The sequence below is a fragment of the Mycobacterium sp. genome (assembly GCF_044223235.1).
In the GTDB taxonomy this organism is placed as follows: Bacteria; Actinomycetota; Actinomycetes; order Mycobacteriales; family Mycobacteriaceae; genus Mycobacterium.
The window spans coordinates 16052-30705 of the sequence record NZ_JBGAME010000041.1; the positions used below are offsets into that span (position 1 = coordinate 16052).

11 protein-coding genes are annotated in these 14654 nt (G+C 68.5%); 7 read left to right on the plus strand and 4 right to left on the minus strand.

Features of this window, described 5'->3' with window-relative positions; all coding sequences use genetic code 11:
* The first annotated feature begins 2 nt into the window (after positions 1-2).
* From ADBZ6K_RS25690 to ADBZ6K_RS25710, 5 genes are all read left to right on the plus strand, one after another.
* Positions 3-692 (plus strand): DUF1345 domain-containing protein, encoded by a 690-nt coding sequence (locus ADBZ6K_RS25690; RefSeq protein ID WP_526352043.1) that lies wholly within the window; start codon positions 3-5, stop codon positions 690-692.
* A 155-nt stretch (positions 693-847) separates the two neighbouring features.
* Positions 848-1210: an MFS transporter gene (locus ADBZ6K_RS25695; protein WP_526352045.1), complete on the plus strand. Its 363-nt coding sequence runs from the start codon at positions 848-850 to the stop codon at positions 1208-1210.
* A 5-nt stretch (positions 1211-1215) separates the two neighbouring features.
* The gene (locus ADBZ6K_RS25700) at positions 1216-2010 is read left to right on the plus strand and encodes an MFS transporter (protein WP_526352047.1); all 795 of its coding nucleotides are present in this window, start codon (positions 1216-1218) and stop codon (positions 2008-2010) included.
* Positions 2011-2119: 109 nt separating this feature from the next.
* On the plus strand, positions 2120-4729 hold the full coding sequence (locus ADBZ6K_RS25705) for a glutamate--cysteine ligase (protein ID WP_526352049.1): 2610 nt from the start codon (positions 2120-2122) through the stop codon (positions 4727-4729).
* Positions 4730-4731: 2 nt separating this feature from the next.
* A complete protein-coding gene (locus tag ADBZ6K_RS25710) occupies positions 4732-6510 on the plus strand; it encodes an N-acetylglutaminylglutamine amidotransferase (protein WP_526352051.1) in 1779 nt (592 codons plus the stop codon).
* 149 nt (positions 6511-6659) lie between these two features.
* Here ADBZ6K_RS25710 and ADBZ6K_RS25715 read toward each other — a convergent pair whose 3' ends face one another.
* Positions 6660-9035 (minus strand): lysylphosphatidylglycerol synthase transmembrane domain-containing protein, encoded by a 2376-nt coding sequence (locus ADBZ6K_RS25715; RefSeq protein ID WP_526352053.1) that lies wholly within the window; start codon positions 9033-9035, stop codon positions 6660-6662.
* A gap of 270 nt (positions 9036-9305) precedes the next feature.
* On the opposite strand from ADBZ6K_RS25715, the gene ADBZ6K_RS25720 reads away from it, so the two are divergent.
* Together ADBZ6K_RS25720 and lysA are read left to right on the plus strand one after the other, a co-directional pair.
* Positions 9306-11138: an acyl-CoA dehydrogenase C-terminal domain-containing protein gene (locus ADBZ6K_RS25720; RefSeq protein ID WP_526352055.1), complete on the plus strand. Its 1833-nt coding sequence runs from the start codon at positions 9306-9308 to the stop codon at positions 11136-11138.
* 23 nt (positions 11139-11161) lie between these two features.
* Complete coding sequence (gene lysA / locus ADBZ6K_RS25725; RefSeq protein ID WP_526352057.1) at positions 11162-12424, plus strand: diaminopimelate decarboxylase; 1263 nt, start codon at positions 11162-11164, stop codon at positions 12422-12424.
* A gap of 15 nt (positions 12425-12439) precedes the next feature.
* Here the strand turns inward: lysA and ADBZ6K_RS25730 are convergent, their stop codons facing one another.
* The 3 genes from ADBZ6K_RS25730 to ADBZ6K_RS25740 all read right to left on the minus strand — a co-directional run.
* Positions 12440-12757 carry a DUF5078 domain-containing protein gene (locus ADBZ6K_RS25730; protein ID WP_526352065.1) on the minus strand — a complete coding sequence of 106 codons (318 nt, stop codon included), beginning with the start codon at positions 12755-12757 and terminating at the stop codon, positions 12440-12442.
* Positions 12758-12759: 2 nt separating this feature from the next.
* Positions 12760-13116: a DUF732 domain-containing protein gene (locus ADBZ6K_RS25735; RefSeq protein ID WP_526352059.1), complete on the minus strand. Its 357-nt coding sequence runs from the start codon at positions 13114-13116 to the stop codon at positions 12760-12762.
* 3 nt (positions 13117-13119) lie between these two features.
* On the minus strand, positions 13120-14654 hold a 1535-nt coding region (locus tag ADBZ6K_RS25740), incomplete at its 5' end, for an MMPL family transporter (protein WP_526352061.1).

The window sequence follows — 14654 nt, forward strand, 5'->3', positions numbered from 1 at the left end:
GGGTGGAACCCACTGGACGGGTGGACCCGCGGCGCGATGTCACCCCGCAGGGCCTGCCGCTGTGGCAAAGCCCGGCGGTGCGCGTGCTCGGCGGGGTTGTCGCCGGACTGATCGCCGCCGCACCGGTGGCGGTGCTTGCCGATTGGCGCTGGTACGCACTGCTCCCCGGTTGGGACGTGCTGGCGGTGACGTTCGTGGTGTGGACGTGGGCGATCATCGGGCCGTTCGATGCCGACCAGACGGCGACCCACGCCGAATACGAGGAGCCCGGCCGCCGGACCGTGTTCGCCCTGATCGTGGGCGGCGGGCTGGTCAGCCTCATCGCCGTCACGCTGCTGCTGGCGGCCGATCTGCGTCCGGCGCGCTTAGGGGATGCGGTGCCGTGGGTGGCCGTGTTCAGCGTGGTCGTCTCGTGGGTGGCCGTGCACACCATCTACGCGCTGCGCTACGCCAAGCTCTACTTCGGCGAGAAGCCGGTCGGGGGAATCGATTTCAACACCTCCTCGGAGCAGCCCCGCTACACCGACTTCGCGTACGTCGCCTACGCGGTCGGGATGAGCTTCGCCATCTCGGATACGAACCTGACGTCGTCGCGGATGCGGCGCGCCGCGCTGGGCCACGGGCTGCTGTCCTACCTGTTCGGCTCCGTCATCGTGGCGTCGGTGGTCAACCTGGTCGCGTCGGGGTTCTGAGCGGAGCTCACATCGGGTTCTGAGCGGAGCTCACATCGGGTTCTGAGCGGAGCTCACATCTCTCACTGAGCGAAAGTCCGGCGTTGCCGGTCGACGTCGGGCTTCCTAACGTCGAGAAGTTGCGCGCCGGCGACAGGCGCACAGGAGAGGCGTGTGTGACTTCAGGCGGGCTGGACCGGGTAGGGGGAATGCGCGCCTGCGTCGTGTGGGGCATCGGCGTTTTCGCGTTCGTCGTGATGGTCATGCAGCGGACCACGTTGGGTGTCTCCGGGCTGGACGCCGCCGACCGTTTCGCCATCGGCCCGTCGTCTCTGTCGCTGTTCGTGTTCGTCCAGGTGCTGGCCTACGTGCTGGTGCAGATCCCGGCGGGGATTCTCGTCGACCGCTGGGGATCGCGGGTAACCGGCGTGCTGAGTTGCCTGGTCGCCGCGGGCGGACAGTCGATGCTGGCCATCACGACCCATCTCGTGCCCGCCGTCGCGGCGCGCGTCCTGGTGGGCATGGGGGTGACGCGCTGATCCTGATGGCGGTGCTCGCGCTGATCCCGCGCTGGTTTCCTGGCCGGCTCGTCCCGCTCATCACCCAGCTCACGGTCATCGTGGGCCGGTTGGGCCAGATCCTCTCGACGATCCCATTTCTATGGGTGCTGCACACCCGGGGCTGGGCGGCGGCGTTCACCTCCGCCGCGACGCTGAGCGTCCTGGCGGCGCTGCTGTTCTGGCTCTCCCTGCGCCACCGCAGGCCCGCCGTGCCGACGGCGGGGGGCTCCGCTACGTCGCTGCGCGAGATGCTGGCCCAGGTCCGCGTGGGCTGGCGGCGACCGGGCACGAAGCTGGGCTACTGCGGCCACACCGCGGCCCAGTTCTCGGTGATGGTGTTCTGCCTGCTGTGGGGCTATCCGTACCTGGTCGGTGCGCAAGGGGTGGCGCCCGCGGTGGCCAGCCAGATGCTGACCGTGCTGGTGGTCTGCTCGGCGGTGGTCGCCCCGGTGATGGGCGTCGTCGCGGCCCGGCATCCGGGCCTGCGGGTGTGGCTGCTGGCCTGTTCGGCGCTGGCGACGATGGCGAGCCTCGTCAACGTCGGTGGGTTCTCCGCGACCATGATCGTGCTGCTGTCGATCGGTCTGATCCTGGACCGGTTCGGCGGGTTTACGCTCGACGCGTTCCGGCTCGCCTGGCTGGCGCAGTATCCGTTCTGGGTGTTGGGCCTGGCCGGCATGGTCCTGTTCTCCCGCAGGGCACGACGCGCACCCGACGCCCCCGGTCCCGCCCAGCAGCCGGTCTGCGCGGGCGCGGCCGCCGGCGACGGCGACGGATAGCGAACGCCCGCACCGGGTTTACGGCGGCGCGGCGGTGGCAACGTTTACGGCCCAGCCGTAGTGGCAACACTGAAGCGTCCGTCGGATGCGGGCAGAACGTGAGGCGCGCATGTCCAGAACCGTCGGCGTCGAAGAAGAGTTTCATCTCGTCGATCTCACGACCCGGCGCCTTACCGCCCGCGCGCCGGAAGTGCTCGGCCCGCTGTCGGAGACCTCCGACAGCTACGTCGCCGAACTGCAGCGCTGCGTCGTCGAGATGAACAGCTCGGTGGTGAGCACCCTGGGCGATCTGCGGCGCGACCTGCAGTGTCAGCGGCGCGTGCTCGTCGAGGCGGCCGCCCGGCTCGGCATCGGGGTCGTCGCCGCGGGCGCGGTGCCGCTGTCGGTGCCCGCCGAGCTGCAGATCACCGCAACCCCGCGCTACCGGCGGATGCTGGCCGACTACCAGCTGCTGGCCCGCGAACAACTCATCTGCGGCACGCAGGTGCACGTGGGTGTCGACAGCCGCGATGACGCGGTCCTCGCGGCCACTCGCGTCGCGCCCTACCTGTCGGTGCTGTTGGCGCTGTCGGCGTCATCCCCGTTCTGGTCTGACGGGTCCGACACCGGCTACGCCAGCGCGCGCACCCTCGTCTGGCAGCGCTGGCCGACCACCGGATCGGCGCCACCGGCGACCACCGCAGCCGAATACGACGAGCTGGTGGCCGCCCTCGTCGACAGCGGGGTGATCACCGACGCCGGGATGGTCTACTTCGACGTCCGCCCCGCCAACGCCGCGCCGACGCTCGAGCTGCGGATCTGCGACAGCTGTCCGTCGGTGGACACCATCGTGCTCATCGCCGGGTTGTTCCGTGCCCTGGTAGACCGCGAGATCGCCGCCATCCGGGCGGGTGACCCCGCGCCTGCGATACTGCCCACGCTGGCGCGGGCGGCGACGTGGCGGGCCGCCCGTTCCGGGCTGGAGGGCGAGCTCGTCGACGTGGCGGTGCCGGCTGGCCGCCCCGCCGCGCAGGTGGTCGGAGATCTCGTGCGTTCGCTGCGGCCTCAGTTGGAGGACACCGGCGACTGGGACGAGCTGTGCGCACTGACCCGGCAGGTGCTGGCGTCGGGATCGTCCGCGGCGCGGCAGCGCCGCGCGTTGCGCCGCCGGGGCCGGCTCACCGACGTCGTCGATCAGCTGATCGCCGAGACCGCCGGTCGCTGGCCCGACGACACCGTGACGGATGGCGGCGATCCCGATCTGCTGTGGGGCTATCGCGGCGACGCCCGCGTCGCCAACGGCTACGACGAGGCCGTCGACGCCGAGGGCCGGCTGCGCCGGAGCTACCGCACCCTGCTCGACTCCGTCACCGGACTGGGGGTGTCCGCGCTGCGTTCGCGGGAGGGCGAGATCGAGCAGGAGCAGCGCGTCGAGAACGTCACTTTCCGGGTGACCGGCCAGAGCCGTGCGCAGCTCTTCCCGTTGGACCTGGTGCCGAGGCTGGTTGACGCGGGCGAGTGGCAGCGCCTGACCGAGGGACTCGGTCAGCGGGCCAAGGCGCTCAACGCGTTCCTGCGGGACATCTACGGCGCGCAGAGCATCGTCGCCGACGGCGTCATCGACGTCAGCGCACTCGACCGGGCGCCGCACTTCCGGACCAGCGGGCGCGCGCACACCGACGCCGTGCGCGCCCACATCAGCGGCACCGACCTGGTATGCGACGCGCAGGGACACTGGCTGGTGCTTGAGGACAACCTGCGCATCCCCTCCGGCCTGGCCTACGCGGTCGTCAACCGTCGGCTGCTTGACAAGCACATGCCCGAGCTGACCAGGCCGGCCGAGGTCGCCGCGCTCGACGAGGTGCCCGGCGCGCTGATGGCGACGCTGCGTGCGGCCGCCCCGCGGCGGTGTGCCGACGAACCGCAGATCGCGCTGTTATCGGCGGGCCCCGAGGACTCCGCCTGGTTCGAGCACACGTTCCTCGCCGAGGAGATGGGTGTGGAATTGTTGCGCACCGGCGATCTCTCGGTCCAGGACGGAAAGCTGGTGCGCCACATCGGCTCCCGGACATCAGGCCTCGACGTCGTCTATGCGCGGATTGACGAGGACATGCTGTTGTCCTCGTCGGGGCGCGACGGTCACCCGCTCGGGCCGGGCCTGCTGGGCGCGGTCGCCGACGGCACGCTGACGATCGCCAACGCGCTGGGCAACGGCATCGGCGACGACAAGGCGATCTACGCCTATGTGCCGGCAATGATCGAGTACTACCTCGGGGAGACACCCCTTTTGGAGCAGGTGCCGACGTGGCGCTGCGCCGACCGCGCCGAACGCGACTTCGTGCTGGGGCACCTCGACGAGCTGGTGGTCAAGCCGATCGACGGGTTCGGCGGCATGGGCGTGGTGATCGGGCCCGAGGCCACCGACGAGCAGCTGGCTAACCGCAGGCGCGAACTAATCAGCCAGCCGGAACGGTTCATCGCCCAGCCGACGGTCGCGCTGTCCACTCACCCGACCTTCGACGGCGACGGCATGTACCCCCACCACGTCGACCTGCGTGCCTTCGTACACCTGCGCGCGCGGGATGCGGGCGATTCAGCGTATGCCGTGACCGCGCATGTCCTGCCGGCCGCGTTGACCCGGGTGGCGGCGCGCGGATCGCGGATCGTGAACTCGTCGTCGGGCGGAATGAGCAAGGACACCTGGATATTCGGATCGGTCATCGACGAAGGGAAGCGCTGATCATGTGCGGACTGTGCGGTGAGATCCGCTTCGACGGCGACCCAGCCGACGTCACCGCGGTGGCCAGGATGACCGCGGCCATGGCGCGCCGCGGACCCGACGCCGACGGCGTCGTGGCGCACGGATCGGTGGCCCTCGGGCACCGCCGGCTGTCGATCATCGACCTGTCCAACCGTGGCCACCAGCCCATGGTGGACAGCGACCTGGGTCTGACACTGGTTTTCAACGGCTGCATCTACAACCACCGCCACCTACGCGGCGAGCTGGAATCGCTGGGATACCAGTTCTTTTCGACCGCCGACAGCGAGGTCGTCATCAAGGCGTTCCATCGCTGGGGCCCGCGCTGCGTGGAACGGTTCAAGGGCATGTTCGCGTTCGCGATCGTCGACCGCGAGACCGGTGAGCTCACCCTGGCACGGGACCGCCTCGGCATCAAGCCGCTCTACCTGGCCGAGACGCCCGGAAGGCTCAGGTTCGCCTCCACGGTGCGCGCGCTCGTCGACGCGGGCGACGTCGATACCGACATCGATCCTGTTGCGCTGCACCACTACATGAGCTTCCACTCCGTGGTTCCGGCGCCGCTGACGATCCTGCGCGGGGTGCGCAAGCTGCCGCCCGCCACCGTGCGGGTCATCACGCCCGAGGGGCGGGTCACCGACACCTGTTACTGGGTCCCGCAGTTCCGCCGCGATCCCGACCGGGCCGCCTGGACCGACGTGGACTGGCAAGGGGCGCTGATGGATTCGCTGCGCACCGCCGTCGAACGGCGCATGGTCGCCGACGTGCCCGTCGGGGTGCTACTCTCCGGCGGCATCGATTCGTCGGTCGTGGTGGCGCTGCTGGCCGAACAGGGGCAGCACGGGCTGCAGACGTTCTCGATCGGCTTCGACGCGGCGGGCGGTGAATCCGGCGACGAGTACGTGTACTCCGACCTGATCGCGCGGACGTTCGGCACCGATCACCATCGCATCCACATCGACTCGTCGCGACTGGTGCCCGCGGTGCCGAAAACCCTTGCGGCCATGAACGAACCGATGGTCAGCCATGACTGCGTGGCCTTCTACCTGCTGTCGGAGGAGGTCAGCAAATCGGTGAAGGTGGTCCAGTCCGGCCAGGGCGCCGACGAGATCCTGGCCGGCTACGACTGGTACCCGCCGTTGGCCAACGTGGCGCGGGAGAACACCACAGACGCCTACGCCAAGGTGTTCTTCGATCGCGGGCACGCCGACGTGATCGCCCTGCTGGCCCCGGACTTCTGGGTGGACGCCGACGCCAGCGGGCTGTTCGCCGCGCAGCATCAGGCCGCCGCGGGCGCCGACACCGCCGTCGATGCGGCCCTGCGGCTGGACACCACCGTGATGCTGGTGGACGACCCGGTCAAGCGGGTCGATTCGATGACGATGGCCTGGGGACTGGAAGCGCGCGTCCCATTCCTCGACCACGAGTTCGTCGAATTGGCCGCGACCTGCCCGCCGGAGCTCAAACTCGCCTGCGGCGGCAAGGGTGTGCTCAAGGAGGCGTCCCGGAAGTTGTTGCCTGCCGCGGTGATCGACCGCACCAAGGGGTACTTCCCGGTGCCCGGCATCCGCCACCTGCACGGCGAGATGCTCGACCTCGTCCACGACGCGCTGACCAACGACGCCGCCAGGTCGCGCGGCCTGTATCGCAGGCAAGCTGTCACGGCGATGCTGGCCGCGCCCAACGACACCCGCACCACCCTGGGCGCCAACGCGCTGTGGCAGCTCGCTGTGCTCGAGATGTGGCTGCAGGGCCTCGCGTAGCGCTCGACCCGAGGCGTCGGTCCTGAGGCGTCGTCTTGAGTGCCGGTCGCCGCCGATTTCTGCGCTGTGGTCGTGAAAGGTCGCACCGGGCACAGCCGTCACGCAGATGTCGGCGGAAATGGCGGAGCGCGCCGAGGGGCTAGATCGGGCTAGATCATGTCCTTCTCGGTGAGCCAGCGCATGATCGGCCACCCGACGAACACCGGCAGCCAGCAGGTCAGGATGCGGTAGAGCAGCACCGAGGGCACCGCAATGGCCGTCGGCACGCCGAAGGCGGCCAGGCCGCCGATCAGCGCGGCTTCCACCGCCCCGACCCCGCCGGGGGTGGGCGCCGCCGAGGCCAAGGTGCCGCCGACCATGGTGACGATCGTGACCGTGACGAACGACGTGTCCCCGCCGAACGCCTCGATGCTCGCCCACAGCGCCAGCGCCGCACCGAGAGTCGTCCCGCCGCAACCGAGTACGATCAGCGCCAGGCGTTTGGGCTCGCGGGCAAGGTCGACGAGGTCATGCGAGACCTCCTTGAGTTTTGGCCGCACCGCGGTGCCGAGCCAGGTGCGCAGCTTCGGGACGAAGAGGAACGCGCCGACGATGCCGAGGGCGACGCCGGCGATCAGATATAGCACCGTGGCCTTCGGCACGAAGTGTGACAGGTCCGCGGTGGCGCCCGCCGCGGCACTGAAGAAGATCAGCAGCCCGACGTGCACGATCACCTGCACCGACTGCTGCAGCGCCACCGCCGCGGTGGCCCGCAGCGCACCCATCCCGGCCTTCTGCAGGAACCTGGTGCTCAACGCGAGGCCGCCGACGCCGGCGGGAGTGGTGGTCGCCGCGAACGTGTTCGCCACCTGCATGATGGTCAGGTTCCGAAAGCTCACCGACTCGTCGGCGCAGGCCCAGAGCGCCGCCGCGGCCCCCACGTAGGTCAGCGCCGAGACGGCCAGCCCAAGCAGCGCCCACCACCAGTTGGCGGTGCGCAGTTCGGAGAAGAACGCGGGGACGGTGCTGATGAACGGATACGCCACGTACACAAGGGCCACCAGCAGCACGAGCTGGATGACTTGGTTGCGGGTGAACCGTGTGATGGTCTCCGCCTGGATCTGATCGGCGCCGGTCTGATGTTTGACCTCGTCGCGGGCGGTTTTCATCAGGGTGGGCGCGTCGGTCACCGCGTCGCGAATCCGGGACGGCATCGCCGCTTTGGTGAGCCTTCGGGACGCGGTGAGCACGACGTCCTTGTCGAAGGCTTCGATGGCCGCCGCTACCGCCCGCTGCGCCCCGTAAAGCGCCGTCGTGGTGACGAGCAGCTGGGCGATGTCGGCCTGCAGCTGGGTGTCGGTGGCGCCATACTCCGCACCCCCGAAACCGCCGAAGAGAGCCCGACCCTCATCGATGGTGATCTCCTTGCCGCGCAGGTCGCCGTGGGAGATCTGGTGGTCGTGCAGCACGCGCAACGACGCCCACACCAGCGTCGGCGGGGCGCTGTCGGCGCTGTCTTCGATCGGGTCGCCCCGCGGCGGGGTGTGGGCATACAGCGTCCACCCACGGTCCAGCGCGGCGACGGCCAGCGTGGTGGTGTTGGCCACCCCCAGATCGCCGATCGCGATGGCCATCAGCGCGCGGTGTTCGACGGCGCGGCGCATCGACGCCTGCAACGGTGCGGTTTCGCTTGCGCGCAGCCGCAACTTCACCCACAGCTGGCGTAACGCACCCCCGCTGCGCTGATTCGGGCCGTACAACTCGACGACCGCCAGCGAACCCGGCGCACCGGAGGTGGCCGAGAGCACCAGCGGTCCCGGCCCGGCGGGGCGCACCACGGTGAGGGCATCCACCAGGAATCCGCGCCGGGCCAGTGAGCGCACCGCGCCGTCGAGGGGAACCTCAAGGGCGGGGGTGCCGACCACCAGCACCACCAGCGCCCCTACGAACCAGCCGACCGCCAGCCCGAGCAGCGAGCGCGCCGGCACCACGGCGCTGACCACGAGGTGGATCGGCACGAACGCCAACAGCAGCGTCCACCACCACCGGCGCCAGCGGGCGGGCAGCCACGGGCCCGACACCGTCAGCACCGCCGCGAGCATCGCGATCCAGCGCGGGTCGTCGAGGAACTGTGACAGCACCGTGTCAAGGCGGTCGGACAGGTCGAAATGCCAGCGTGGGGCCGCGATGCCGTTCCCGGTGATCGACAGCGCAAGGATGGCGATCAGCCCGGCCGCCCCGTATGCGCCGAGCAGCTTCCACTGCCGCGCCGCGATCAGCCCGATGAGGATCATGAACGGCAACGCCAGGATGGCCAGGCCATACGCCAGGTACACCAGGTTGGACTGGGTCGGGGTGAGGACCCCGACGATCTCCGATATCGACTTCTCCAGCGCCACCCACTCGTTGCGGGTGATCAGCGAGCTGGTGACCACGGTCGCCAGCAGCACCGTGGCCAGCGCCAGCCGCACGATGTCGTTGGTGCGCCGGGTGAGTGGTTGCAGCAAGCTGCCCGAAACGGCGATGTCCCGTCCGTCAACTCGCATGTCGTTGTGGTCTTTCGGCTTGCGGTCCTGCCACACGGTAACCCGAACACCCGCCGATTCCCCGGGATTGCCGGGCGCATCGGCGTTGCACCGGGCCGGCCGCGATGCGGTGGACTACGGGCGTCCGCCTGAATATCCTTGCCGTCCAACGCATGCGTTCGGATCAGGCTTCCTACGGTTGCGTCACCGTAGGTTCGCGACATTACGCTTGCGTAGGCTGCGAATCGGCGCCCACACTGCGTCCAAACCGTTGGGCGAAGGGGTGATTGAGTGAGCCATTACCGGACCAATGTGCGCGATCTGACTTTCAATCTGTTCGAGGTGCTCGGCCTGGATGCCGTGCTCGGCTCCGGTATCTACAGCGACCTCGACCCGGACACGGTGCGCACCATGCTCGACGAGGTGGCCCATCTGGCGGAAGGGCCGGTGGCCGATTCGTTCGTCGACGCCGACCGCAACCCGCCCACGTTCGACCCCGAGACCCACACCGTGTCCGTGCCCGCGGCGCTGGCCAAATCGGTGCAGGCGGCCAAGGAGGCCGAGTGGTGGCGGGTCGGGCTGCCCGAGCAGATCGGCGGTGTCGCCGCCCCCGCGCCGCTGACGTGGGCGATCGCCGAACTCATGATGTGCGCCAACCCGTCTGCCGCGTTCTTCTACAGCCTTGGCCCCGCCATGGCGCGCGCCCTCTACGTCGAAGGCGACGACCGGCAGCGCCGCTGGGCGGCGATGGGCATCGAGCGCGGGTGGTCGGCGACCATGGTGCTCACCGAGCCGGACGCCGGATCCGACGTCGGGGCGGGCCGCACCAAGGCGATCGAGCAGCCCGACGGCACCTGGCACCTGGAGGGGGTCAAGCGGTTCATCTCCAGCGGCGACGTCGGCGACACCGCCGAGAACATCTTCCACCTCGTGCTCGCCCGGCCCGCCGGGGCGGGGCCGGGTACCAAGGGGCTGAGCCTGTTCTACGTGCCCAAGTACCTGTTCGACGCCGACACCCTCGAACTGCGCACGCGTAACGGGGTTTTCACCACAGGACTGGAACACAAGATGGGGTTGAGAGCCTCGCCGACCTGCGAGCTGAGCTTCGGCCTGCACGGCACCCCCGCGGTCGGCTACCTGGTCGGTGGTGTGCACAACGGCATCGCCCAGATGTTCACCGTGATCGAGCACGCCAGGATGACGATCGGCGTCAAGGCCGCGGGCACCCTGTCGACGGGCTATCTGAACGCGCTGTCCTACGCCAAGCAGCGGGTACAGGGTGCCGACCTGACGCAAATCGCGCACAAGGACGCACCGCGGGTGACGATCATGCACCACCCCGACGTGCGCAGGAGCCTGATGACCCAGAAGGCCTACGCGGAGGGCCTGCGCGCGCTGTACCTGTACGCGGCTGCTCATCAGGACAGTGAAGTCGCCCAACTGGTTTCGGGTGCCGACGCCGACCTGGCGCACCGGGTGGCCGACCTGCTGCTTCCGGTGGTCAAGGGTGCGGGGTCCGAGCGTGCCTACGAGGTGCTCACCGAGTCGCTGCAGACCCTCGGCGGATCGGGCTTCCTGCAGGACTATCCGATCGAGCAGTACATCCGCGACGCCAAGATCGACTCCCTGTACGAGGGCACCACCGCGATCCAGGCGCTGGACTTCTTCTTCCGCAAGATCATCCGGGACAAGGGGGTGGCGCTGGCGCATGTGGCCCGCCAGGTCGAGCGCTTCACCGACCATGACTCCGGCCGGCTCAAGGCGGAGCGCCAACTGCTGGCCACCGCGCTCGGCGATGTGCAGGCGATGGCGGCGGCGCTGACGCAGTGGCTGGTCACCGCAGCCGATCACCCCGCCGAGATCTACAAGGTCGGGCTGGCCTCGGTGCGGTTCCTGCTCGCCGTGGGCGACCTGCTGGTCGGGTGGCGGCTGCTGGTGGCGGCCGACGTCGCGCATGCCGCGCTGGCCGATGCGCCGTCGAGTGCCGGCGCACCCTTCTACCAGGGCAAGATCGCCGCCGCCACATTCTTCGCCACAAACATCCTCCCCGCGCTGACCGCCGTGCGTACGATCATCGCGGCCCAGGACGGCGAGATCATGGTGCTGCCCGAAGCGGCGTTCTGATCCGGCAAGAACGGAGGCGGCGGATGGCAACTGTAGGCGGCGGCGTACTCGACCTCTTCCCGCCCGGCACCCGCACCGACGAGGACGGCACCCTCGTCGTCGGGGGATGTCGGCTCGACGACCTCGCCCGTGAGTTCGGCACCCCGGTGATGGTTGTCAACGAGGATGCGTTGCGCGACCGGGCCCGCGCTTACCTGGCCGCCTTCCGCTCGGGCTGGCCGCGCTCCGAGTTGGCGTTCGCATCGAAGGCGTTCCCGTGCACCGCAATACAGAAGGTGATGGTCGAGGAGGGGTTGTTCCTCGACGTCGCCGGCGGTGGTGAGATCGTGACGGCGCTGGCGGCGGGCGCCGACCCCGCCCGGATGCTGTTGCACGGCAACGCCAAGACCGACGAAGACCTCGAACTGGCGGTGCGCAGCGGTCTCGGGCTGGTCGTCGTCGACAACTTCGACGACATCGACCGGCTGGAGCGGATCGTCCCGCGGGGGAACACCCAGGCCTGTCTGGTGCGGGTCATCCCAGGCGTGCAGGCGACGACGTATGCGGCGGTGGCGACCGGGCACGAAGGATCGAAGTTCGGGCTGATGCCCGACGCCGCGCGGGAGGCCATCGCACGGATCGAAGGCAGCGACGTGCTGCGCTGCGACGGCGTGCACACCCACGTCGGCTCACAGCTGCTCAACGTCGAGGACCTCGCCGCGGCTGTCGCCCCGATCGCGGCGCTGGGCACCTTCGACACCTATGACCTCGGCGGTGGCCTCGGGGCGCGCTACACCTACGACGACACGCCCCCGGCCCTCGAGGAGTACGCCGCAGCGATGCTCACGGAGGCGCGGCGGCTGCTACCCGCCGGCGCCAGGATCATCCTCGAACCCGGCAGGAGTATGACCGCCACGACCGCGTGCACCGTCTACACCGTGACGACGATCAAACGCGGAAAGTTCACCCACGTTGCCGTCGACGGGGGCATGGGTGACAACCTCGAAGTGTCGCTGTACGGACAACGATTCGAGGCAACCATCGCCGACCGCGTCGGCGGCGGGCAGACGGTGACCGTGGTCGGGCGGCACTGCGAATCCGGTGACCAACTGATCGACGGTGTGGCACTGCAGGATCCGGTGGTCGGGGATCTGCTTGCGGTTCCGGTCACCGGCGCGTACTGCTACACGATGTCCAACCAGTACAACGGTGCCAGGCGCATCCCGGTGGTGTTCGCCTCGGGCGGTCAGGCCCGGCTGGTCGTGCGCCGCGACACCTGGGAGGACCTGCTGTCGCGCGACGTGTGAGGTGGAAGCGGCTTCTCACCAGGTCCAGACGGACATGTCGTCGGGCGGGTACTGGGCACACACGTCGGTGGTGCGCGCGGCCACACCCTTGTTGTTGAAGAACAGCTTGGCCCAGTTGGGCCACCGGAACGCCATCTGCTCGTAGTAAACCGGCCGGACATCACGCGCGGCGGCCATGATCTGCTCGGCGGTACACGTCGTCTTGAGCATCCGGTTGGGAATCGGATAGTCATCGGTGGCATCAGCGGCCGCCACCCCGGGACACAGCATCACCACACCCGCAGCGGCCAGAGCCGCAATACCGTTGCGCATCAAGGATTTCCAGATGTGCATGGTCAACCCCTGTCCTGTTGCACCGCAGCGTTCTGCACCGCCACGAACTTGTCGGGACAGTATGTGCTGACCGCGGTGGCCAGGAACTGCCAGGCCTGGATCTCAGTGCTGTCCTTGGGGAGATTGGCGGCGACGAACCGCGCCGAGGCGACGGCGTCGGCGTCCGCCCCCCGGTCGAGGCGTTTGCATGCGATCTTCGCGATCCAGGCGTTGTAGTCTTTCTGCCCGTAGATGCCGAAGGTGTGCAGCCGGTTCGCGAAATCGGTGTCGACATCGGCATGCGCGGGGGAGGCGAATACCACAGCGGCGGCGGTGAACCCGGCGCCGGCGGCGGTTCTGGCGAATCGGCGGAGCGTCATGAGTCAGCCGACATTCAGGGCCTCCTGCGGGTGGCGCTGGATCGATGGTCGGGCGGGTCGGCTGCGCACGTTCTGCGGCCACCAGAACCAGCGGCCGAGCAGGGCGGCGATCGACGGTGTCATGAACGACCGGATCACCAGGGTGTCGAACAGCAGGCCCAGCCCGATGGTGGTGCCGACCTGCCCGATGACGACGAGGTCGCTGACGGCCATCGACATCATGGTGAACGCGAACACCAGCCCCGCTGAGGTCACCACCGATCCGGTGCCGCCCATGGCGCGGATGATGCCGGTGTTCAGGCCGGCGTGGATCTCCTCCTTGAACCGTGACACCAGCAGCAGGTTGTAGTCGGCGCCGACGGCCAGCAGGATGATCACCGACATCGGTAGCACCATCCAGTGCAACTCCATGCCCAGGATGTGCTGCCAGATCAGCACCGAGAGCCCGAACGAGGCGCCCAGCGAGAGCACCACGGTGCCCACGATCACGGCGGCGGCCACGATGGCGCGGGTGAGGATGAGCATGATGATGAAGATCAGCGCCAGCGAGGCGATCCCGGCGATGATGAGGTCGTAGCGGGCGCCGTCGGCCATGTCTTTGAAGGTGGCGGCGGTGCCGGCCAGGTAGATCTTGGACCCTTCCAGCGGAGTGCCTTTGATGGCTTCCTTGGCGGCGGTTTTGATGGCGTCGATGTGGGCGATGCCTTCGGGGCTCATCGGGTCGCCCTCGTGGGAGATGATGAAGCGCACCGCGTGGCCGTCGGGGGAGAGGAACATCGTCATGCCGCGTTTGAAGTCGGGGTTGTCGAAGGCTTCCGGCGGCAGGTAGAACGAGTCGTCGTTCTTGGCCGCGTCGAACGCCTGGCCCATCGCCGTCGCGTTGTCCTGCATGGCCTTCATCTGCTCCTGCATCCCGTTTTGGGTCGAATACATGGTGAGCATCATGTTTTTCATCGACTTCATGGTCGCGATCATCTCGGGCATCAACGCCACCATCTGCGGCATCAGGGTGTCGAGGCGTTCCATGTCCGGGATGATCGCCTGGATGTCGTCGGTCATGGTGTCGATGCCGTCCATGCCGTCGAAGATCGATCTGATCGACCAGCAGACAGGAATGTCGTAGCAGTGCGGTTCCCAGTAGACGAAGTTGCGCAGCGGACGGAAGAAGTCGTCGAAATCGGCGATGTGGTCCCGCAATTCGGCCACATCGATGGTCATGTCCTTCATCCTCCCGACCATCGAATGCGTAGTGGCGGCCATCTCGGTGGTGATCGCCTGCATCTTCTCCATCGTGTCGATGGTGTTCTGCATCTCGTCGGCCTGCACCAGCATGTCGGCCATCCGGTCGGACATGTACTTCTGGTTCATCTGCTGGGTGGTGCCCTGCATGCTGATCTGGAAAGGGATCGAGGTGTGTTCGATCGGGGTGCCCAACGGCCGGGTGATGGCCTGAACGCGGCCGATGCCGGGCACCCGGAAGATGGATTTGGCGACCTTGTCGATGACCAGGAAGTCGGCGGGGTTGCGCAGGTCGTGAT